Genomic DNA, 22,002 nt, shown 5'->3' with positions numbered 1-22,002 from the left:
TTTTATGAATTTGTAAATTATATTCTGAAGATACCTCCGAAAGCAATAATTCTCTGGAAAAAGAAAAAGTCTTGAGAAGCACTATCATCGCTACTTTTGGTAGTTCTAATATCTTGCATGTTGATATAACCACCTTTTAACTCTCCTTGGATGTAAAAATGTTTGAAGAAAGTTAAGTTAATTCCGGCTTTAGCAGATACGCCATATCCAGAAACGTGAAAATCATCATGACGATCTTTGCCTAAAAGTGTTGTATTTGTTTTAGGGTATAAAATTCCAGCACCTAAACCTTCAGTCAAATTAATTTGAAATTTATCTGTATTAGGTAAGCCAAACCATTTTGAAACATCATCGAATCTAGAAACCTCTGTATTAATATAATTTAAACCATCTGTATGTTCGTACATTAAGAATTTTCCATCTGTAAAATCCACAGGTGTATTGTTGTAAATACCATTATGATTTTCAGGTGAATTAATATATCCGTTAACAATTGCTGTTTGATCTTGAGTCATTACATATTTCATATGATCCAATCCAATCGTTACACTGTAATGGTCGCTAAAAAAATAACCTAAACGTAAATTAGTTTGAGGAATAGTCATTCTTGCAGGATTAACATAATCCATATGCCATCCTTTTGGTTTGTCATGAGCAGACATATTTTCAACAGTAAAATTGTAATCTTTCCCTCTAAAGTTAACATCTGATTTACTGTAACTTTCTCTGTTACCACCCCAAGAAACGAAGAATTTTCCTTTATTGTGTGCTGTGTATTTGTCTTGTACTGTTATTTGTTCTTGTGCAAAAGTATTTACTGAAAAACACAACAAGAAAAATAAAATAAAATTAGTTTTCAATGTAATAAGTTTAAAATTAAAATTGATTAATGGTTTTTCTGATGGCAACTAGTTTAGTCATTAAATCTTCAAAATAGTCTAAATGCAACATATTTGCACCATCACTTTTGGCGTTAGCAGGATCAAAATGAGTTTCGATAAAAATACCGTCAACGCCTACAGCAATACCAGCTTTAGCAACAGTTTCGATCATATCAGGTCTTCCACCAGTCACACCTACAGTTTGATTAGGTTGCTGTAATGAATGGGTTACATCAAGAACTGTTGTAGCATATTGCTGCATTGTTGGGATTCCTCTATAATCTACAATCATGTCCTGGTAGCCAAACATAGTACCACGATCAGTAACCATCACGTTTTGATTGTTACAATCCAATACCTTTTGTACAGCATGTTTCATGCTTTCAGGACTCATAAATTGGCCTTTTTTCAAATTAACTACTTTTCCAGTATTGGCAGCAGCCACAACAAGATCAGTTTGGCGTACTAGGAATGCAGGAATTTGCAAAACATCAACATATTGAGCAGCCATTTCAGCATCCTCATTAGTATGAATATCAGTTACGGTAGGAACGTGAAAAGTTTCAGAAACTTTTCTTAGAATTTTCAATGCTTTTTCGTCACCAATTCCAGAGAAACTGTCGATTCTAGAACGGTTAGCTTTTTTAAACGACCCTTTAAAAACATAAGGAATCTGAAGTTTGTCGGTAATACCAATTAATTTTTCAGCAATACGCATTGCCATTTCTTCACCTTCTATGGCGCAAGGTCCTGCAAGTAAAAAGAAATTACCGCTATCTGTATGTTTAATTTGTGGAATATGTTGTATGTTCATAGTATGAATTTTTAAGACAGTGCAAAGGTAGTTATGATTTACGATTTACAGATTAAGAATTAGGAATTTTTTAACGAGCATTTCCTTCTATGCATTGTACTATTTTTCTTTAAAACTCTTTTTCTCGCTTTTTACACAAGCCACAGCTGATCACTCTGTAGATATTGATGAAAAATGGTTTCCACTTTAAACTCAGTTGACTAAGCAACAATGAGAAATATATGCCATGCAATTTAAGCAAGGGCAATATTAAGTCATTACTATTAACTGATAAATGACATTTATCATACCTAAGGTTAGTTTTTTGTAGTATAATTCCTTTCCCTTGTTAAGGAATTAAGAATTTTGATTGTTATTGGAAGTGATTCTCTTTCGAAGCTTTATATAGAATACCCCAAAGAAAGCTTGTGTTAAGAAAAATATTATATTTATGCAGATATTGATACTCACTGCGATTTGAATTGCAGATATATTATTTTCAGGATTAAGAGAGCTAAAATCAAGTAAGGAATAAAGATTAATTTTTGAAATCAAAATGCCAAGGATTGTAAACAAAAGATGGATTATAAGTTTTTTAAGATTTATTTTATCAGTCATTTTGAAAGTTTCCAATAGTAAAATGTTACTACAGACAAAACGACAAATTTAATTAAGGCAGAAATAATTCTATGAGAATTGATAGTTGTATTCCAACCAGGAACTAGAGAAGAAAAGAAATCAGAATTTATATAGAAAATACAATAAGGCAATACAATTACAGATAAAACTATAAAAATTATAAAAACTGTTTTGGATTTAAGCATAATTTATTGCTTTTTTTCATAATATCTTTTAATAAAAAACTGTACAATAATGGTTACTAAAAGTAAAATTGCAAAAAGAAAATTAAAAGCAACAATTCCGAGCATTACCAAGCCACATCTATTCTGATATTCAAAATTTGCATTTATATTTTCAGAAGCGATATAAACAGAAAGTATCGATAAAGGTATTTGTAAAGTTATGGTAATTAGAGATATGTAACCAAAATTTAATTTTATCTTTTTTTTAATTGCTTTGGATCCCCATATAATTTGAATCAAAAAAGGTATTACCAGTAGTATAAAAGGTGATATTCCGTACATTTTATAAGATTTTTTTCGCCTTTTTTATTATTAACGTTAGGGAACTTAACACTGATTATTGAGGTTACTCATTAAGTCTGTAAACTGCAAACCGAGACTGTCCTTCAACTCCGCCTCAGGATGTGAATACTCTATGTCAAGACTGTTTGCTGTGACTGAATACTGAAAACTCTCTATTATTTCTTCAATGTCAACCCAAGTGGAACCATCAAAACTCCCTTTTCGTAGATATTAAGATATAAATTGATTGGTTTTTTCTGTCCTTCCCATTTTAGTTCATAAACATCAAGAAATCCAGCTCCCATATCGCTTCTTTTAGAAGGAAACGGGCAGCAACTCTCAAGCTTCGTATAAGTTATCTTTTCGCCATTTGGTCCAGCCAAAGCATTTAAAAAGCGCTGTTGGTTAATAACCTCATCTTTAGATGTTCTGTAAAATATGTTTACAGGATAATCTTTGTCGTAGCCATATTTTTTGTCTTTACTGTATGCTGTAATTACAAAAGTATTGTCTTTAGTTAAGGTTAGGTTTGGCGCATTATCATCTACATTTTTTAAAGTAGATTTTGTACTAACACAAGATGTAGTGGTAATAAGTAAGATGATAAAAAGAGCTATTTTTTTCATGGTTTAAAGTTATTGTATCGGAAGCACAAATGTAAAAGGTTTTTTGACTCTCCAAATAGCTATCGGGATAAAAGAATTTGAATGATTAAAAAAAATCTGCTAAATCTGCATGAAAAAAAAGGAATCAGTATCAGCGTTCTATTTTGTTTTTACGGAATTCAGTTTTAATATACCAACTACAATCAGATATTGTGCCATAAGATAGGTGAGCATAATAAAAAATGAACTTTTATAAATAGGCTCATAAAATTTATCCATTGCTAGAATGCTATCTGAGAGAACAAAAATAATAGCCCCAAGAAGGATGTAAGTATTTGCAGGCTTTTTCCAAAGTAAATATCCATTGAAGGCATAGAAAAGCATTGTTGATATAGCTAAAGCATAAATAATAACTGGAACTTGTAAATCGCCAAGTTTTGGTAACAAAACAGAAAGCATAGTTACTAAATAAATTAAGATAACAACTAAGCCAATTAAGAAAGAACCTTTATTTTTAGGAACATCAGGTTTGTTTTGTTTCTGAAACAAAATAATATAAATAACATGAGATATTAAAAATGCTACCAAACCTAGTATAAAATAGATTTCAGCTATATTGGCAAATAATAAAATAACATCACCAATCCATGAAAATAATAAAGCACCAAGGAGAATTTTTTTTGAAGGAAACTCACTAGAAAAGTAAACAGCAAGCCATAAAATAGGAATAAGTAATCCTTTTAAATACCAAGCAATGTTTTCAAGATTATAAAGAAGAATTAAAAGATAAAAAAAACTAAAACCAATATAGAATTTCAAGAGTAAAGGGCTTTTCATAGTTTGTTTTTAAGAGTTTACCAAAACAGGTTTTGTACTTTTGAAATCGATTTTCACAAAGTATATTGAGATTAGTAAGGAAATAATAAGGTATCCAATAATAACAATATTACCAAAAGGGAAAACAGAATTAAGTCCGAACCAATCTCCAAAATGATAAATAATAACAAGAACCGTTATTAAACGTAGACTTTCCCAGAAAATGGCAAAATGATTTTTATCCATTAATTCAGTGTAACTGTAGATGGTTATGAAAATAAAAAAACCATAATAAAAGATATTTGGGAAACCAATTTTTGCAATGTTGCTAAAAAGATAGCTTACAAACAATAGGGTTATCATAACTTGAGTAATCGACCAGTAAACGAGTTTTATAGAGTTGTCTGTTCCATATTTAGCATAATTATATACATCAGTTATTTTATTGACAGGATATTTTTCTTCAAAATTTTCTGGTCGCCAGCCCGTTGGTTTAAACCAAATAGTGAATTTATCTTTCCAATTTTCAGCGCGCCACGCATCGCTAATCATTAATGCAAGATGCTGAAAATTAATTCGTATTGGGTTCCAGGTATTTGCAGGTCTTGTAATACCAAAAACAGGAGGAACAGTATCTAATTCTTCTTGGAAAGTGCCAAAAATTTTATCCCAGAATATAAATATCTGTGCGTGATTTTTGTCTAAATACTCAGGATTTATAGCATGATGAACTCTGTGGTGGGATGGAGTTACCAATATATGTTCTAAAACTCCCATTTTTTTAATATATTTAGTATGGTACCAAAATTGCAAAAACAAATGTAATGGTAATGTAATTGCAATAACAGTTGCAGGAACACCAAGAAGGGCGGCAGGAATTAATAAAAAAGTAAACAAATTAATAAAGCTGGCTATAGGTTGTCGTAAGGCACAAGCAAGATTAAATTCCTCGCTACTATGATGAATAGCATGTTTGTTCCAAAGAAAGTTAATTTGATGAGATAAACGATGACTCCAATAACCATAAAAATCAATGACAAAAAAACCAATTAAATAGGTAATTATAGTGTTTTCTATGTGATAAATGGCAATTTTAGAAACTAGCCATTCATACGAGATAAAAGTAATGGTAAGCCCCAGGATATCTTTTACAGAATTCGTAATTCCTGAGCTTACACTAGACACACTATCTATAAGAGGAACGTGGTCTTGTTTTATATATAAACCATAAGATTTCTCGATTATAATTAATAATAAAAAAATCGGCATTGCAATAATTAGTATTTTCCCGTACTCTTCCATAAAAAAAATAGTGTATTTTATTCAAATATAGAATAAATTACACTATTTATTAAATTATTGGTAATAAAATTAAACTATCTCTGCACTTAAACCAGCTTCTAAAAGTTGGGTACATTGTGGTTTTAATTTATCCATCGGTCCTGTTTTTACGGTACATTTACCATTGTAATGTACAATTAAAGAGCATTGCTCAGCTTGTTCGGGTGTATGATTGCACACACGAATTAAAGTTTCTATTACATGATCAAAAGTATTTACATCGTCATTATAAACGATGATTTCGTTATTAAAAGATATTGCTTCTTTTTCCCGAACTCTTTCTTTTACTTTTTCTTTAGTACTCATTTTTTTTAGTTTTTGTACTGTTGTAATTGATTAACTACAAATTTACATATTTTAAAGAAACCCAATTATTTCTTTGAAATTTTTTAACATATTTCAACCCTTTTTCTGTACACGAAGCATCAATGTAAGGAATGTCTTCTTCATAAAAACCACTTAATAATAAGGTTCCTTTTGAGTTCAAACAATCAACATAGCTTTGCATGTCATTTAGTAAAATATTACGGTTAATATTAGCGATGATTAAATCGTATTTTTTACCAGCTAATAATGCTGCATCACCTTCGTAAACGGTAATGTGCTTGCAATTATTGCGTTCAGCATTTTCTATAGAGTTTAAATAGCACCAATTGTCAATGTCAATTGCGTCAATAGGCTGAGCACCTTTCATTTCGGCAAGAATAGCAAGAATAGCTGTTCCACAACCCATATCTAAGGTTTTTAAACCGTTAACATCCATTTCTAATAAATGCTGAATCATCATATGAGTAGTTTCGTGGTGACCAGTTCCAAAACTCATTTTTGGTTCGATTACAATGTCAAACTCAGCATCTGTTTTTGGATGAAATGGAGCACGTACATGACAATTTCCGTCAACATCAATAGGTTCGAAGTTTTTCTCCCATTCCTCATTCCAATTTACTTGCTCAATTTCTTCGAATGTATATTTAATCTTAAATTCATCCGATTGTAAAATATGAATATCTTCTAGAATTGTTTCATCCCATAAATCCTTTTGTACAAATGCAGAAACTCCAGTTTCAGTTTCGGTAAAACTCTCAAATGCTTTCTCTCCTAATTCGGCAATTAGTATTTCTGATCCTAGTTCTTTAGGTTCAATAGTAAAGTGGTACCCGATATAAATGTTTGACATATTTTTTTTTTTTGCAAAGGTAGCAATCGAATCTTGAAATCGTTCAAAAAAATGAATAACCTAATTATTATCCTGCAGTTTGTAGTAATAAGTAATTCTGAATGTAGTTAAAAACAAGAAGGAATCCATTCATTTGTTATTGGATAGCAATTGTGTTGATAAAGAAGAATAAAGTACATAAAGGTTTTGTAAGTAAGACTTCATTCTCAAAGCTTTATTTTTTAATGTGCTTTGCGAACTTAGCGTAAAACTTTGCAATTAAACTTATTCTAGCTTAAATATAAAGCAAAAAAAGAGCGATAAATTGATTATCGCTCTTTTTGTTTTTAAACTGAATAAAGATTTAGTTATTATCTAAATTTCTTAATTGGTGTAGCTTTTCTTTCCAAACGTCAAGACCTTCTTTGTGTAGTGCAATGTTTTTGCGAACTTCCAGAACTATTGAATTTTCTTTTTTAGCATTTTTCGTATTGGTAAAGAACTGAATGTTATTTTCCAATTGGAAAATTTCATTTTGAACTTCTTCAATTTTACGTATTAAGAAAATTTTCTCGTTGTCTAATTTTCTTGTGTCGTTATTTTCAGATAAATTATCAATTCTATTAGCAAATCGAATCATTTCTGTTTCTTTTTTGCTTAAGCTTAATTTTTCAAAAAGTGCATCTAGTATCTTATTGAATTTACCTTCGATGTGACGTCTAGGAAATGGTACTTTTCCGAAGTTTTTCCATGTCTCGATATGCAATTTTATAGCATCAAGATCGGTTTTATGATCACCAGTAAGTTGGAATTCTCGAATAGTTTCTAAGTAAGCTTTTTTATTTTCAAACGCAGCTACTTCATCGCCATTTTCTTCATTTTTTTGCTCTTTAAGTTTATCGAAATAACTATTACAAGCGTCTTTAAATTCTTTCCATATTTTATCGGAGTATTTTCTAGGAACATGACCAATTTGTTTCCATTCTTCCTGAATTTTTTTCATTACAGGAGTAGTCGATTCATAATCGGTACTTTCTTGTAATTCTTTGGCTTTGGCAACCAGAGCCATTTTTTTATTTAAATTGTCGTTTTGGTCTTTTTTAATGTCTTTGTAAAATGAATTTTTAAAAGTATTAAAATTTCTAACGGCAGTTTTAAAAGTGCTCCAAGTAGCCTCGTTTACATCTGAAGGAACTTTTCCGGCTGCAAAAAAAGCAGTACGTAAAGCTTCTACTTTTTCTATTTGTAGCAACCATAAAGAGTGTGTATTCACTTTTTCGGTAGCAAGAACTTCAATTTGTGAAATGATATTTTTCTTAACTTCAAGGTTTTCAAGTTCTGAGCCTCTAATGTTTTCAAATAAAACTTCGCGTTTATCATGAATTTTTTTAGTTAATTCACTAAACTTATTCCATATTTCATCGCGGTGTTCTTTAGAAACGGGACCAATATCTTCTTTCCAGATTTTATGCAAATCTTGTAGTTCTCTAAAAGCTTTAGTTACATCGGCTTCGTTTACCAATTCTTCTACGCGAGCAACAATTTTTTGTTTTTGTTCTAGATTGTGTTTAAAATCTAAATCTCTGGCTTCACGATCTAAATGTAAATAATCATAAAAATTTTCTACATGAAAGTGATAGTTATTCCATACATGATTGTATTTGTCTTTTGGAATTGAGCCTGCATTTTTCCATCTTTCTCTTAGTTCATTAAAAAGTTTAAGAGTGTCTTTTATGTTTTCTTGAGGGTTAATAAGTTCTTTTAACTCCTCAACAATAGCTAATCTGTTTTCTAAATTTGACTTTAGATTGGTTTGTAGACTTTTAAAGTGTACATTCCTATGATCTCTGAATATATTGTAATATTCATCAAATTTTGTTTTTAACGGAGAGTGATATTGAAATTCTTCGTTTGGATCTTGATTTTCAGCATTGAATTCTTCTCTTTTTTCTTCGATAAGATGATTGTACTGTAGCAAAAAAGATTTTTTAATTTCTTCAATATGCTCTTTTACAGACATAACTTTATCGGATGTAACTAATTTTTTTAGTTCTGCAACTAGTTCATCTAGCGAAAAAGTATTATAATCATGCATCGGAAGGTCATGACGCTCTTTTAGCGTTTCATCTTCACTTTCTTCGGCATTAGAATTGGTTATTGTATCTAGTGCTGTCTTATTTTGAGTTTCGGCAACAGTTTCTTTATCTGACAACTCTTCCTCAGAAGGAGTTATACTGTTCTCAGATTCAGACACAACGGTTTCTTCCGCTTCTCTTTCATTAACTTCAACTGAAATAGTTTCATTGTTTTCAGTGAAATTTGCAGATTCAATTTCTAATTTTCCATCTGCCTCTTGCAGGTTATCATTCTTTTCTTCTAACATTTTGTCAATGTATAAGGTTTTTACTTTAAATCTAGAGCGAAAGATACTAAAGGTGTTCCGAACTACAAAATAAATCCTTTATTTATAGTGTGTTTAAGTTTAATGCTCTTGTTAATTGCTTGTTTATGAGGTTGTAAAAGTGATTGTGAATACTGCTTAATATTTAAAATACTCTAGTTTTTTTGCTTAAACTTACTTTTATCAATTTTTTTTATTTGAAAATCGTTTTACAATTGCCTGATAATGTTTCCCTCCATTTTTTAATTTTCTTTCCTGTGTTTTAAGATTTACAGCATATAACCCGAATTTTTTATCGTATCCTAAACTCCATTCAAAATTATCAATTAAGGACCAATAATAATATCCTCTTACGTCATATCCGTCTTTTATAGCTTCTGAAATGGCAAATAGTTCTCTTTCGATAAAAACGCCTCTTTTGTTGTCTTTGGCATCGGCAATACCTGTTTCTGTGATGATTATTGGCTTCTTGATTCGTGACATTCGTTTAATTGCCCTATAGATTCCTTCGGGGTAAACTGTATAATCCATATCAGTCATCTCTTCACCAGCTACTGGTGAAAACATTTTTTCGTGTTCAATGAATTTAAATGTTGTGGCATAATGTGAGTAATAATTTAGCCCCATGAAGTCTATTGTGTTTGGGGCATCTTTATCAAAATAATTTTCATTGGCTTGAAATGGTACTCCAAAATGATACTTTCCAGTTTCGAAGAAGTTTAATGATGAATTATTAAAATTATCATTAGCTACCAAAGCTCCAATCCAATCGAGTAGGTTCCATCTGTTTTTAGGTTCAAAGAAAAAAATATCTTTTACGATACCTATTTGTGATTCCTTGCCATTTGATAAGCTTTTCATCATTTTATAAGCTTGTGTATGGGCAATTAGTATGTTTCTTAGTACTGTTCCTGCAATTTTAGAGTTCTTTTTGCCAGGAGGAAAAATGTCTGACATAAAAGCCAGATTTGTATAAACATTAATTTCATTAAATGTTGTCCAATAGGTAACTCTATCGCTGTATTTTTCGAATACTGTTTTTACGAATAATTGAAAGTAAGCAATGTTTTCTTCTATTTCAAATCCACCTTTTTTCATAAACCATAGTGGTTCTTCAAAATGATGTAATGTTATGTTTGGAGTGATTTTCTTAGCTAATAAGGCATCAATTACATCTGAGTAATGTTGTATAGCATCGTGATCAAATTTTCCTTTCTCAGGGTTTATTTTGCTCCAGGATAAAGAGAAACGATAGGCATTTACGCCTAATTCCTGCATGAGTTCGATATCTTTTAGATACAGGTTCCAATGATCTGTTGCTAGACCAGCTTTATCTCCGTTATCAATTCGTGGTTTACCCTTTTCATTTTTTTGATTTTCCCACCAGGACCAGTTACTATTTGTATGACCGCCCTCTACTTGATGTGCTGCTGTAGCGGTTCCCCAATGAAAATCTTTTGGAAAGTTTAAATCATTGGTGTTTTTCTTAGCCCAATCCCAACTTATTACAGGATGTTTGATGGAGAGATAAATAATTATTAGTAGGTATAGAATTATAATAATAACAAGCACTTTTAAAAATACAGTCATACTTTGTTTATATGTTTTAATTAAAACAAAGCTAGAATATTAAGCTTAAGTGATTATTTTATAGTGTTATTTTAGTATTAAAAAAATAGTAATTAATGGACTGTTTGTTATGTTGAGTTTACCACAGTCGAGTAAAAAAGGACATTTATAAAAACGGCTTTTATTTGTTATTCTTAATAATTCGTTTTTATAAATATCTTCACTAAAGTTAACCTGTTTAATCCGCGTTCAAATAGGTGAGATATATTGTGAAATAACAGTAAATAAATAAGACCACAATCGTGTAGAAATTGGGGTCTTATTATGCTGTTTTTATAAATCTATTTATTCCAGATTTTCCAAGCTTTTTCGGCTTGAAAAATAAGCATATCGTATCCATTTTTTATCACGGCTCCGTTTTCTTTTGCTTTTTTGAGAAAAGTAGTTTCTTCGGGATTATAGATTAAATCGAAAGCAATGTGTTTTTTTGTAAAAAACTCATATGGAATAGCTGGATAAGCTTCTGTATTAGGGCTTGTTCCAACTGGTGTGCTGTTAATTATAATTTGGTAATTATCAAATGTTGTAGCATTGATTAAATTATAATCAATAATATTTTCTTTGGCTTCGCGTGAAACAAATGTGTATAAAATTCCTAATTCATCTAATGCGTAAGCAACACCTTTAGAAGCACCGCCTGTACCTAAAATCAAGGCTTTCTTATGGTGTGATTTCAATAAAGGTTTTAAGGATTTTTTAAAGCCATAATAATCGGTGTTGTATCCTTTTAGTTTTCCTTTTTTGGTAAACTTAATAGTGTTTACAGCACCGATTAATGTAGCTTTTTTTGACAGTTTATCTAAAAAAGGTAGTATTTGTTCTTTGTAAGGTATTGTTACGTTTAATCCTTTTAAATCAGGATTATTTTTTATCAACGCTGCAAAATGGTTAATCTCTGGAATATCAAAATTTTCATAACTACATCCTTTAAAATGTTCATCGTTGAATTTTTCAGTAAAATAACCTTTTGAGAAAGAGTAACTAATGTTTTTTCCTAACAAGCCGAAACGCCTCTTTAAAATATGAATCATTATTGTTTTTTATGTTTTGTAATATAGTTTTGTACCATTTTTTTTGTCCAAACTACTGGAAATAAGTCTTCGATTAAGATGTAATTATCAAAATTTAATCGTAATCCATTACTTAAATGGAATTTAGCTTTTGTATTTTCCTGTACCATAAAATATAGTCCGGCCAAACGATATTCGACTTCGTTTTCTTCTGGAAAATATTCAGTTGCTTGCAATAATGTTTGAATTGCGCTTTCAAATTCGCCCAAGAACTGAAGGATATCTACCCAAAACAACCAAGTATCAAGTGCGTAATCACCAAATTCTACTGCTTTTCGGTAGCCAAACTCTGCTTCTTCAAAAAAGTTCATTTGTTTGTTTATCGTTGCATAACGTTTCCAGTATAAACGGTTTTGATTGTCTATAGCTAACGCTTTGTTTACAAAAAACAATGCTTTTTGGTAGTTTTTCTGACGTACATAAAAATCAGTTATAGCAATCCATCCTTTGTCTAAAAGCGGGTCTTCATGAACTGTTTTATTGTAGTACTTTAATGCTAACGCTTTGTTTCCTAGTTTTTCGTAACATTTTCCAATTCTTAATAATGCATACGAAGTTGCATCATCAAGTTCGATGGTACGGTTGTAGCTTTCTATTGCTTCGGCATATTTTTTTAAACGCTCAAATGCTTTGGCTTTTTCCATAAAAGCTCCTAGGAACTCATCGTCGATTAGAGTTGCATAATCAAAAGCGCGAATGGCACTTTCGTATTCTTTTATACCATAATGCAAGCGTCCTAATTGGTGCCAAGCGATTTCACTATATGGGTTTTTATTTATGTATTTGTTTAAATAGGTAATAGCTTCTTGATTTTGGTCTAAAAACTCAAAACAATATACTACGTTGTATAAGGCCGATTGGTCTTCTAGATCTTCTTCAAGACATTTGATAAAGCTATCTTTTGCCATTTCAAGATTGTCCATAAAAAGATATTCCATACCGATTAAATTATATACATCAGCAAAATCATCTGTATGTTTTAAGGCGATTTTAAGCAGCTCGACTGCTTTTTCGTGTTGGTCTCTCTTAGAATAGATATTTGCCTTTTGAATATAAATTTCCTCGTTGTTGGGTTCAATTGCGTATAACTCGTTTAAAAGCTTTTCTGCTATTTCGAGTTTGTCGTCATACACTAGCATCTCTACTTGTACTAATTTTAAGCCTGTAGATTTTGGATGTTGGTCTAATGCAAGTTTTAAAGCTTTCTTTGCTAAATTAGCCTTACCCATGTCCAGATAATGAAGGATAATTTCTTCAAATTCTTCTGAATCAAAAAAGAGTACTTTGTTAGTTTTTAACATCGACTCAAATTTGGATAGGGATAGGTTATAATCTTCTTCTTCGTTGCTTAATTGCATACTTTATTTTTTTGATATTAGCCTTTTATAAAATTAGGTAACATGTTTTTGTTATGTGGGGAAAGAAGGAATTGTTGTGAACAATTTAATTAACAATATTTGCAGTATCTGCGATCAGTTTTTATATGAGTTTTAATAAAACTGAATGTATTTGAATTCCTAAATATTTTGTTGTCAACGATATGCTTTAGCCCAGATAGAAGCAATATCCTTTATTTTTATTCTTTAAAAAAACAAAAGATAAAGCGGAATCGCTTCTAATTATTCTTTTTGTTTAAAATTTCATCCATTACATTTAGGATGATGGCACAACCTTCTCTTATTTCTTCATCAGAAATTGTTAATGGAGGTGTAATGCGTACAGCACATCCTTCAAACAGTAACCAGAATAATATGAGCCCTTTGTCTTGACAGGTTAAAATAACTTCATTTGTTATTTCGGCACTTTCAGTCATGATCGCGAGCATTAATCCTCTTCCTCTAACTTCCTTAATCAAAGGATGTACCAAAAGTGTTCTAATTAGCTTTTCTTTTTCTAATGTTTCGGGCATTAGGTTTGTTTCGGTAATTTCCTTCAAAGTTGCCAAACAGGCTGACGCAATGACAGGGTGTCCTCCAAATGTAGTGATATGTCCCAGTTTTGGGTTTTCGGTAAGTAAGTCCATTTTTTCTGCCGAAGCTGTAAATGCTCCTACTGGCATTCCACCTCCCATTCCTTTTCCCATAACGACGATATCGGGAACGACATCGTAATTCTGGAATCCAAATAATTTTCCAGTTCTTCCAAACCCTGGCTGAATTTCGTCTACTATCATCATGGCACCAACTTCGTCGCAGCGTTTACGTACTTTTTGTAAAAAGTTGTCATGAGGTTCTATAAATCCTGCTCCTCCCTGAATTGTTTCTAAAATAATTCCGGCAGTTTTAGTAGTTATTTTTTGTAAATCTTCTTCGTTATTGAAGGTTATAAAATCTACATCAGGGATTAAAGGTCTAAAGGCTTGTTTGCGTTCTTCGAATCCCATAACGCTCATTGATCCCATTGTGTTGCCATGGTAGGCGTTATGACATGATATTAACTGACTGCGTCCTGTTGTTCTTCGGGCTAGTTTTAAAGCACCTTCGATTGCTTCTGTTCCTGAATTTACTAAATAAGTTTTATTTAGAGACTCGGGTAGGAGAGAAGCCATTAGTTTGCAATATTCTACAGCTGGGCTTTGCGAATATTCTCCGTAAACCATTACGTGTGAATATTTGTCTAATTGGTCTTTTATAGCTTGATTTACTCTTGGATGTTGGTGACCTAGTGTACAGGCTGAAACACCTGCTACGAAATCTAAATATTTTTTATTATTGGTGTCGTATATGTAGGATCCTATGGCGTGCGAAACTTCCATCCCTAAAGGATAAGGTGAAGTTTGTGCTTGGTATTTTATAAAATCTTGATTCATTCTTTTTAAGGTTCTAAGTTACTGAGGTACTAAGGCTCAAAGGTTTTCTAGTTTAATGTTTTAAACTGTTGTTATTTTACTGAAAACTGAGGCTGAATGCTCTAAATTGAGAGTATTATATACTATTTATTTGGCTTAGCTGCTTTTGCAGGTTTTGCTGCTGATTTCTTTTTATCGTAATTAAGGGTTTCTTTTCTTATTTTCATAGGAACATTTTCTTTTGCATTATCATCTTTCCCTTCTTGAACTAATTTTTCATTCTCTTCATTTTCTTCTTTTGTGAAAATATCGTCTTTGGATTTTATCTTTTCTTCTCCTCGCCAATTCATTCCTCGTAGTTTTCGTGCGTTTTCGGGTAATTCGGCTTCTGGGAAGATGTCTCCATCAACCTGATTGAAGAATGTAATGGTTTCAATGCCATTGTTTTCTAAAATAAGATTAATTTTACTACTTACATTTTTATTGATTCCGATAAGTTCATTGGCGTCATTACGCATATAATAAACTACTTCGGTATTTTTTATGACATCTACATCGTGTAGTTTTCCTTCTTTGAATTTTCCATATAAATTTAATCCCTTGACTTGGTTATAGCCAGTTCCCAAGGTATCTTTAGAAATAATAAAGGTATTATTGAGTACTTTGAGTGAGTCAAGTTTCTGGGTATTGTTATCACCAATAAGATGCATGATATCTCCAGTTATCTGGCTCTCACCGTTCCAGAGTATTGGGTTTCCTATTAGTTTTGTTAAAGCTGTTTTGCTGCTTGAATGTATTGAATCGCACTTTCCGCTCATATCTGTTTTAAAAAACCGAACATTATTAAAACCGCGTATAATTCTATCTCCTTCTTTACCTGTAACCATTAGTCTTTTTCCGTGTATATAAACCGAATCGTTTTCAACGAAGTTGATTGCTACCGCTCTCTTGGTTACAAACATAGAATCTTTTTGTTTGTATATTTCGGCGTAATGTCCTTTTACGATTCCTCGATTTATTGAGTCGGTAATCTTTACATTTCTTGTTGCCGAAGCAAAATCTTTGTTTCGGTCGTAATACAAACTATCTCCTTCTATTAACCGGTCATCATAACGTATATATGATTTTCGCAGAAAATGTGCTAGATTTTTTTTAGTGTCATAAAATCCTTTTTCCGTATAAATATAATCGGTTTTACTAGTTATGGTAGATGGTCCAAATAAATAGGAATGGCCTGAATTACTGTAATAATCTAAATGGTTTGATTTTATAATGCATTTTGGGTTGGTAACTGTAACTGCTGTTAAGAATTTAAACTTTTTTTCGGCTACATAATATCTTCCAGATTTGCTTTCTAAAGTATTTTCTTTGTTTATGATTGTTCCTCTAGAATTATAATATACTTCCTGAACGTTTCTGTCAAAGTTAATCGTATCTGTTTGTAATGTTGCGTCCGGTGAACTCATAACAGGATTTCCTGTTGCAAATGCTTTTTTTGAATTACCGCTATACTCAGCATATTTACTATTTAGAAATAAAGTGTCTCCCTGTACTATTTGTACATTTCCAAATGCTTTTAAGTAATTTTCTCCCTGAAACAAATAGGCTTTGTTACATGTTAAAACTACACCATCGTGGTTTATTTTAACATTTCCAGTAAGTAAAAGAGCACCTGGCATTTCGATTTCATTCCTGTCTACAAAATCAGAATGTTCGATGTTGATGATTTTTGGAGCTTGTGCCATTCCTAAATTTACACTTATTACAAGCAAGCAACTATATATGAAAAAGAGTGATTTCTTCAATTGATTAAATTTTTGTCAAATTTATGAAAAAGGAAACAACCTTAACAGATATTAGGATTTATTTATAATTCAAAAGTACACTTAAATTTCAGATGTTACTATTTTTAAGTTATCAACAAATAATCGTACTAACACGTTGTAGTGTTGGTATTAGAAGCATTTTTTTAGTTAAATTTTAATCTAAGATTTTGGGTCTTAAAAAATAGATTAAATTTAAAAGATCAATAATGCATTTTGGTATTAAAAATTAATAAAATCAGATTATAAAAAATATGATAAAAGCACGAGTTCTTGTGGCAGGAATTACCGCAATGGTTTTGGTTACTGCATGTAAAACAAAGGATATAAAATTAAATACAGACAAAAAGGAAATTGTTCCTGAGAATAAAGTGGTAGTTTATCAGGTTTTTACTCGTTTATTTGGAAATAAAAACACAACTAACAAACCTTGGGGAACTATTGAAGAAAATGGAATAGGTAAGTTTAATGATTTTACTGATAAAGCACTACATGAAATTAAAGATTTAGGAGCTACCTATATTTGGTATACAGGTGTTCCGCATCATGCTTTGGTTCGTGATTATACTGCATATGGAATTTCGAATGATGATCCTGAAGTGATTAAAGGCAGAGCTGGATCACCATATGCTGTAAAGGATTATTATAATGTAAATCCTGATTTGGCAGTTAATCCAGCGAATCGCCTGCAGGAATTTGAGGCTTTGATTGCTCGTACGCATAAGGCAGGTTTAAAAGTGATTATTGATATTGTTCCGAATCATATTGCTCGAAAGTATGAAGGGAAAAACAATCCTGAAGGGGTAAATGATTTTGGCACTAATGATGATGTGACTGTTGAGTATAAGCGAGATAACAATTTTTATTATATACCAAATACGTCATTCCAAATTCCAGATAATGATGTTCCATTAAATGGCGAGAAAAATTTACTTGTAGATGGTAAATTTGATGAAAATCCTGCAAAATGGACTGGTAACGGTTCTAGTAAAGCAAAACCTGATCTAAATGACTGGTATGAAACGGTTAAAGTAAATTATGGTATTCGTCCCGATGGTTCTAAAGATTTTCCTGAATTGCCTGCTGGTTTTGATAAAAAATCATTTCAAGAACATTATGATTTTTGGAAGGATAAAGATGTTCCTGATTCTTGGAAAAAATTTAAATCGATTGCATTATACTGGATTTCTAAAGGTGTTGATGGCTTTCGTTATGATATGGCTGAAATGGTTCCATATGAATTTTGGAGTTATATGAACTCTGCTGTGAAAACTAAGAATCCAAATGCTTTTTTACTTGCCGAGGTATATAATCCAAATGAATACCGTAACTATATTCATTTGGGTAAAATGGATTACTTATATGATAAGGTTGAAACGTATGATAAACTGAAAGATATAATTAAAGGGAAATCATCTCCAGATGAACTTTCAAGGATTCAACATAATATGGCTGATATCGAACATAATATGTTGCATTTTTTAGATAATCATGATGAACAACGTTTGGCAAATTCTGAATTTGCAGGAACTCCAGAAAAAGGAAAACCATTAATGGTTGTTTCTACTACAATAAGTACTTCGCCAACGATGGTTTATTTTGGGCAAGAAGTAGGAGAGGCTGGAAATGAAGATGCTGGATTTGGCAAGCCTTCGAGAACATCTATTTTTGATTATATTGGGGTACCTAATCACCAGCGATGGATGAACAACGGTAAGTTTGATGGAGGACAGCTTACTCAATCTGAAAAGAATTTACGTGATTTTTACAAACGATTATTGAATTTTTCTATAAAAAGTCCTGCGTTAATGGGGCAATTTCAAGAAATTCAAACTGTAAATAGAAATGAAACAACTGGATATGATGCTGGTATTTATTCATATGTACGTTGGTCAGATAATCAAAAACTAATTATTGCTGTTAATTTTTCTGCAGATAAAACGAGTATATTTGAATTAAAAATTCCTGTTGATGTTATTTCAAAATGGAATTTGAAAGATGGGATTTATATGCTAACAGATCAGTTGTATTTAAAAGACAAAATAAAACTGAAGGTAATAAAAGGTGAAGGATATGCTAAGGTTAAAGTAGCGCCATCTGAATCATTTATTTATGAAGTGAAATAATAAATCTAAATAGGTTTAAAGCTTATCTAAACTGATCTAGAAAACCTTATTTTGTGAGTTATAATTCATAAAAACTGCCCCCAAATAGTGTTTGACTTTTTGGGGGCAGTTCATTTTTGTATCACTTTTTTCAGGTTTTATTGGTCTTGGTTAGTGCTATTTTATAATTTTCGTTTATTTTTCCCCAATTAATAACATTGAAAAAAGCATCGACATAGCTATTTTTTCTATTTTGATAATCCAGATAATAGGCATGTTCCCATAAGTCCAGAGCCAAAATTGGAGTTCCAGGAATTGATGCATTTCTCATTAATGGATTATCCTGATTTTCAGTTGTTGTTATCTGAAGTTTTCCAGCTTTATCAACAACTAGCCAAACCCATCCTGAGCCAAATTGTTTGCTTGCTTCACTTTTAAATAATGATTTGAAATTAGCATACGAGCCAAATTCTTTATTCATAGCGCTTGCCAATGTATCTGTAGCTTGCTCAGATTCTGGTTTTGGAGTCATGCATTTCCAGTAAAGGGAATGATTGTAGTATCCACCAGCGTTATTACGAAGTTTAGCATCATTTAAATCTAGTTTACCTAAGATTTGCTCAATTGTCATATTAACATAATCGGTATTGGCAATGGCTTTATTTAGATTGTTTGTGTAGCTTAAATAATGTTTTGAGTAATGTGTTTCTAGCGTTAATGATCTGATATTTGGAGCTAAAGCATTATAAGGATACGGAAGTTTTTCAAGCTGAAAAGCTCCAGGGTTTGCTTTTACTTCATCTGGGCTGCCAATTATTATTTTTTCATCTTTCGAAGGCAGCGGAACTTCTACTACTTCAGTAAGCTTATTGTTGTCATTACATGAAAGAATCGTAAGTGAAATCAAGATAAAAAACGAAAATTGAATACCATATTTTTTCATAAAATATCTATTTAGTTATTAGTGAATTAATGATTTCTATATAGTTTTCTTTAGCTTCATCTATACTTAAATGGCTAATTTGAATCCATGCATTTGTTTTAAATGCATTTCGTAGATCAAAATTTTCAGATTGGCTGTATTTTGCAGTTCCAAAAGTTGCTTGTTTATAAAAAGCATACAGCCTCAATTGCACATCTTGTGGCAGTGAGGCTTGCGTCATTTTGGAAGCAATTTCGACAGCCTCTAAAAATCGTATGTCTAAATCTTTTTCTATCATTAAGCTTTTGTAGCAATAATTGTTTTACCACCAATTGCTTTTTGGTTTAATACTACATTAATAGGAGTACCTAAAGGTAAGAAGATATCTACTCTTGATCCAAATTTAATAAAACCAGCATCAGTACCTTGTTCTACTTGCGTTCCTTCTTGTGCGTAATTTACAATTCGACGAGCCAAAGCTCCTGCAATTTGTCTGTATAGAACCTCTCCGAAAGATTTGTTTTCGATCACAACAGTAGTTCTTTCGTTTTCCTCACTCGCTTTTGGATGCCATGCAACTAAGAATTTACCTGGGTGGTATTTGCTAAATTTTACAATTCCGTCTAATGCATAACGAGTTACGTGTACATTTATAGGTGACATAAAAATTGAAATTTGCAGACGTTTGTCTTTAAAATATTCTCCTTCGTAAACTTCTTCAATCACAACAACTTTACCATCAACTGGAGCAAGAATTTGATTGATGTCTTTAATTACAGTTCTCTTTGGGTTTCTAAAAAACTGCAAGATGATGATTAGTAATAATAGTGCACTAATCTGAATAAGTATTTTGATCCAATTGGTATCAATAAAATGATCAGTTAATAAAAGCACAACACTAACGAATATAGTGCCTAATAAAATGGATTGGGTTCCTTCTTTATGAAACATAATTTAAAATTTGATAAAATAAAAATACAATTGGTGCTACAAATATAACACTATCTAATCGATCTAAAACACCTCCATGGCCAGGCATTATTGTTCCGCTATCTTTAACTCCGGCAATTCTTTTAAACTTTGATTCAATTAAATCACCGATAGTACCAAAAACACCAACGATTAAAGCGATAATAGTCCATATTAAAATAGATTTATCACTAAAATTAGGGTTTGGTTTGATATATAATTTTGAAATTAAAAAGCCTGCAAAACAAGCAAAAATGATTCCGCCAAGAAATCCTTCTATGGTTTTTTTGGGTGAAATACGTTCAAATAATTTATGTTTTCCAATAGACTTTCCGACCAAATAAGCAAAGGTGTCATTAGTCCATATAAGAATGAATAATCCAATAATAATTTTAGGATTATAATCTTTAACTCCAAATGAAATTTTGGTAATGAAAATAAAGGGTAGTGTAATGTATCCTATTAAGTAGATGTATTTAGATGTTCTGCTTATAGCTTGCGTATCATCAAATAAGAATACAATACATTTTACAGATATAAGTAATGTAATTACTAGTAATACAGTGTTTAGTTGATCTATATTTATAGTGAATTTAATATCTTCTTTTAAAAATTTATTGATATAGTTTTCAGTTTCATTTTTGTAAAAGCTAAGTAGCGAAACAGTTGAATAAAATAGCGAAACAAATAAAAGTGAAAATATTTTATTGATGTTGGCTAGATTGCAAAACTCATAAGTTGCAATAATTAGGAAAACACCGAAAAGTATGATGAAACTTTCCGTTGAAAACAGGATAGACGTTAATAGTAATACTATATAAACTGCCCCTGAAAGAGCTCTCTTGAGGGTTTCATTCATATTATAGATCTTCTAAGAGCAATAAGTACAGGTTCTTAGCAACACTTCCGTATTGCGTAAAATCTTCTTCTTTTGCTTTTTCGAAATATTTTATAGTGGTAATATTGGTAGGGTAGTCTCTTTCGTACTTATGTTTAATAGCACTTAGTCCATCACTTTTTGTAGTAAGAATTTGACTTGTAGTTGCAATGATAACAATGTTAGCAGGCAACTCATTTGGTTTGTTTTGTTTAATTTGTTTTGATGAAAATAATATAGACCCTTCTTCTGCGATTAAGTTTTCGCAACTGGCTAATAAAAATTTAGGGCTAGTTGGGCTTTGATAAATTAATTTATTTTCTTCAAGTAAATGAAATAAAGCTGGTTCAAAACATGAAACTTCACTTTCAAACCAATCATTTTCTTCTAAGATATTTTCAAATTGTTCCGTTACTTCCTGAGTGTTTTCACAATATAAAAATTTACCTCCATTTTTTTTAAAATTAAAAATGAATTGCTCATCTATAGAAATAGGATTGTCAGGAAGTGAATTGCTATATTCACTTTGATTCTCTTCATCAGACGCATCATGGCTAGAACCAAATAATTTTTTAAAAAAACTCATTATTGTGAAATGCTTTACGTGTTAATTGAAAACGTTCAAAGATAAAAAAATCTTAATTCAAAAGTGGCTTTTGAATTAAGATTTTAAAAATAATT

At 31.2% G+C, this 22,002-nt stretch carries 20 protein-coding genes; 1 reads left to right on the top strand and 19 read right to left on the bottom strand.

What is annotated here, in order from left to right; translation table 11 throughout:
• Nucleotides 1–17: 17 nt before the first annotated feature.
• The 14 genes from IUY40_RS07735 to IUY40_RS07670 all read right to left on the bottom strand — a co-directional run bounded on the left by IUY40_RS07735 (nucleotide 18) and on the right by IUY40_RS07670 (nucleotide 16,370).
• On the bottom strand, nucleotides 18–860 hold the full coding sequence (locus IUY40_RS07735) for a hypothetical protein (RefSeq protein WP_195736285.1): 843 nt from the start codon (nucleotides 858–860) through the stop codon (nucleotides 18–20).
• Between the two features lie 16 nt (nucleotides 861–876).
• Nucleotides 877–1,695 carry a 3-deoxy-8-phosphooctulonate synthase gene (gene kdsA / locus IUY40_RS07730; protein ID WP_195736284.1) on the bottom strand — a complete coding sequence of 273 codons (819 nt, stop codon included), beginning with the start codon at nucleotides 1,693–1,695 and terminating at the stop codon, nucleotides 877–879.
• An 806-nt stretch (nucleotides 1,696–2,501) separates the two neighbouring features.
• Complete coding sequence (locus tag IUY40_RS07725) at nucleotides 2,502–2,819, bottom strand: hypothetical protein (RefSeq protein ID WP_195736283.1); 318 nt, start codon at nucleotides 2,817–2,819, stop codon at nucleotides 2,502–2,504.
• 176 nt (nucleotides 2,820–2,995) lie between these two features.
• A complete protein-coding gene (locus IUY40_RS07720) occupies nucleotides 2,996–3,445 on the bottom strand; it encodes a 2-dehydro-3-deoxyphosphooctonate aldolase (RefSeq protein WP_195736282.1) in 450 nt (149 codons plus the stop codon).
• 138 nt (nucleotides 3,446–3,583) lie between these two features.
• Nucleotides 3,584–4,261, bottom strand: a complete 678-nt coding sequence (locus tag IUY40_RS07715) for a lysoplasmalogenase (protein WP_195736281.1) — start codon at nucleotides 4,259–4,261, stop codon at nucleotides 3,584–3,586.
• A 9-nt stretch (nucleotides 4,262–4,270) separates the two neighbouring features.
• The gene (locus IUY40_RS07710) at nucleotides 4,271–5,542 is read right to left on the bottom strand and encodes a sterol desaturase family protein (protein ID WP_195736280.1); all 1,272 of its coding nucleotides are present in this window, start codon (nucleotides 5,540–5,542) and stop codon (nucleotides 4,271–4,273) included.
• A gap of 69 nt (nucleotides 5,543–5,611) precedes the next feature.
• Entirely contained in the window at nucleotides 5,612–5,887 is a 276-nt protein-coding gene (locus tag IUY40_RS07705; protein WP_195736279.1) for an ATP-dependent Clp protease adaptor ClpS, read from the bottom strand.
• Between the two features lie 34 nt (nucleotides 5,888–5,921).
• Nucleotides 5,922–6,758: a 50S ribosomal protein L11 methyltransferase gene (prmA, locus tag IUY40_RS07700; protein WP_195736278.1), complete on the bottom strand. Its 837-nt coding sequence runs from the start codon at nucleotides 6,756–6,758 to the stop codon at nucleotides 5,922–5,924.
• A 343-nt stretch (nucleotides 6,759–7,101) separates the two neighbouring features.
• Nucleotides 7,102–9,120, bottom strand: coding sequence for a DUF349 domain-containing protein (locus IUY40_RS07695; protein WP_195736277.1), 2,019 nt, complete (start codon nucleotides 9,118–9,120; stop codon nucleotides 7,102–7,104).
• Nucleotides 9,121–9,321: 201 nt separating this feature from the next.
• Nucleotides 9,322–10,728 (bottom strand): glycoside hydrolase family 1 protein, encoded by a 1,407-nt coding sequence (locus IUY40_RS07690; RefSeq protein ID WP_195736276.1) that lies wholly within the window; start codon nucleotides 10,726–10,728, stop codon nucleotides 9,322–9,324.
• Between the two features lie 320 nt (nucleotides 10,729–11,048).
• Nucleotides 11,049–11,798, bottom strand: a complete 750-nt coding sequence (locus IUY40_RS07685; protein WP_195736275.1) for a shikimate dehydrogenase — start codon at nucleotides 11,796–11,798, stop codon at nucleotides 11,049–11,051.
• Entirely contained in the window at nucleotides 11,798–13,195 is a 1,398-nt protein-coding gene (locus tag IUY40_RS07680; RefSeq protein WP_195736274.1) for a tetratricopeptide repeat protein, read from the bottom strand. The genes IUY40_RS07685 and IUY40_RS07680 overlap by 1 nt, the downstream gene beginning before the upstream one ends.
• Nucleotides 13,196–13,452: 257 nt before the next feature.
• Nucleotides 13,453–14,646 carry an aspartate aminotransferase family protein gene (locus IUY40_RS07675; protein ID WP_195736273.1) on the bottom strand — a complete coding sequence of 398 codons (1,194 nt, stop codon included), beginning with the start codon at nucleotides 14,644–14,646 and terminating at the stop codon, nucleotides 13,453–13,455.
• Between the two features lie 122 nt (nucleotides 14,647–14,768).
• A complete protein-coding gene (locus tag IUY40_RS07670) occupies nucleotides 14,769–16,370 on the bottom strand; it encodes an OstA-like protein (RefSeq protein WP_195736369.1) in 1,602 nt (533 codons plus the stop codon).
• 332 nt (nucleotides 16,371–16,702) lie between these two features.
• Here IUY40_RS07670 and IUY40_RS07665 point away from each other — a divergent pair, with 332 nt between their 5' ends.
• Entirely contained in the window at nucleotides 16,703–18,574 is a 1,872-nt protein-coding gene (locus IUY40_RS07665) for an alpha-amylase family glycosyl hydrolase (RefSeq protein ID WP_195736272.1), read from the top strand.
• 130 nt (nucleotides 18,575–18,704) lie between these two features.
• Here the strand turns inward: IUY40_RS07665 and IUY40_RS07660 are convergent, their stop codons facing one another.
• The 5 genes from IUY40_RS07660 to IUY40_RS07640 are packed head-to-tail and all read right to left on the bottom strand — an operon-like array spanning nucleotide 18,705 to nucleotide 21,907.
• Entirely contained in the window at nucleotides 18,705–19,496 is a 792-nt protein-coding gene (locus tag IUY40_RS07660; RefSeq protein WP_195736271.1) for a superoxide dismutase, read from the bottom strand.
• Nucleotides 19,497–19,503: 7 nt separating this feature from the next.
• Nucleotides 19,504–19,773 (bottom strand): acyl-CoA-binding protein, encoded by a 270-nt coding sequence (locus IUY40_RS07655; RefSeq protein WP_195736270.1) that lies wholly within the window; start codon nucleotides 19,771–19,773, stop codon nucleotides 19,504–19,506.
• A complete protein-coding gene (locus IUY40_RS07650) occupies nucleotides 19,773–20,426 on the bottom strand; it encodes a phosphatidylserine decarboxylase family protein (RefSeq protein ID WP_195736269.1) in 654 nt (217 codons plus the stop codon). Before IUY40_RS07650 ends, IUY40_RS07655 begins: the two co-directional genes overlap by 1 nt.
• Nucleotides 20,416–21,303: a phosphatidate cytidylyltransferase gene (locus IUY40_RS07645; RefSeq protein WP_195736268.1), complete on the bottom strand. Its 888-nt coding sequence runs from the start codon at nucleotides 21,301–21,303 to the stop codon at nucleotides 20,416–20,418. Before IUY40_RS07645 ends, IUY40_RS07650 begins: the two co-directional genes overlap by 11 nt.
• Nucleotide 21,304: 1 nt before the next feature.
• On the bottom strand, nucleotides 21,305–21,907 hold the full coding sequence (locus IUY40_RS07640) for a lactate utilization protein B/C (RefSeq protein WP_195736267.1): 603 nt from the start codon (nucleotides 21,905–21,907) through the stop codon (nucleotides 21,305–21,307).
• Nucleotides 21,908–22,002 lie beyond the last annotated feature (95 nt).

The sequence above is a fragment of the Flavobacterium sp. ALJ2 genome (assembly GCF_015594725.1).
Lineage (GTDB): Bacteria > Bacteroidota > Bacteroidia > Flavobacteriales > Flavobacteriaceae > Flavobacterium.
Note: the sequence above shows the minus strand (reverse complement) of the source record. Positions and strands in the feature narration are given on the sequence as shown.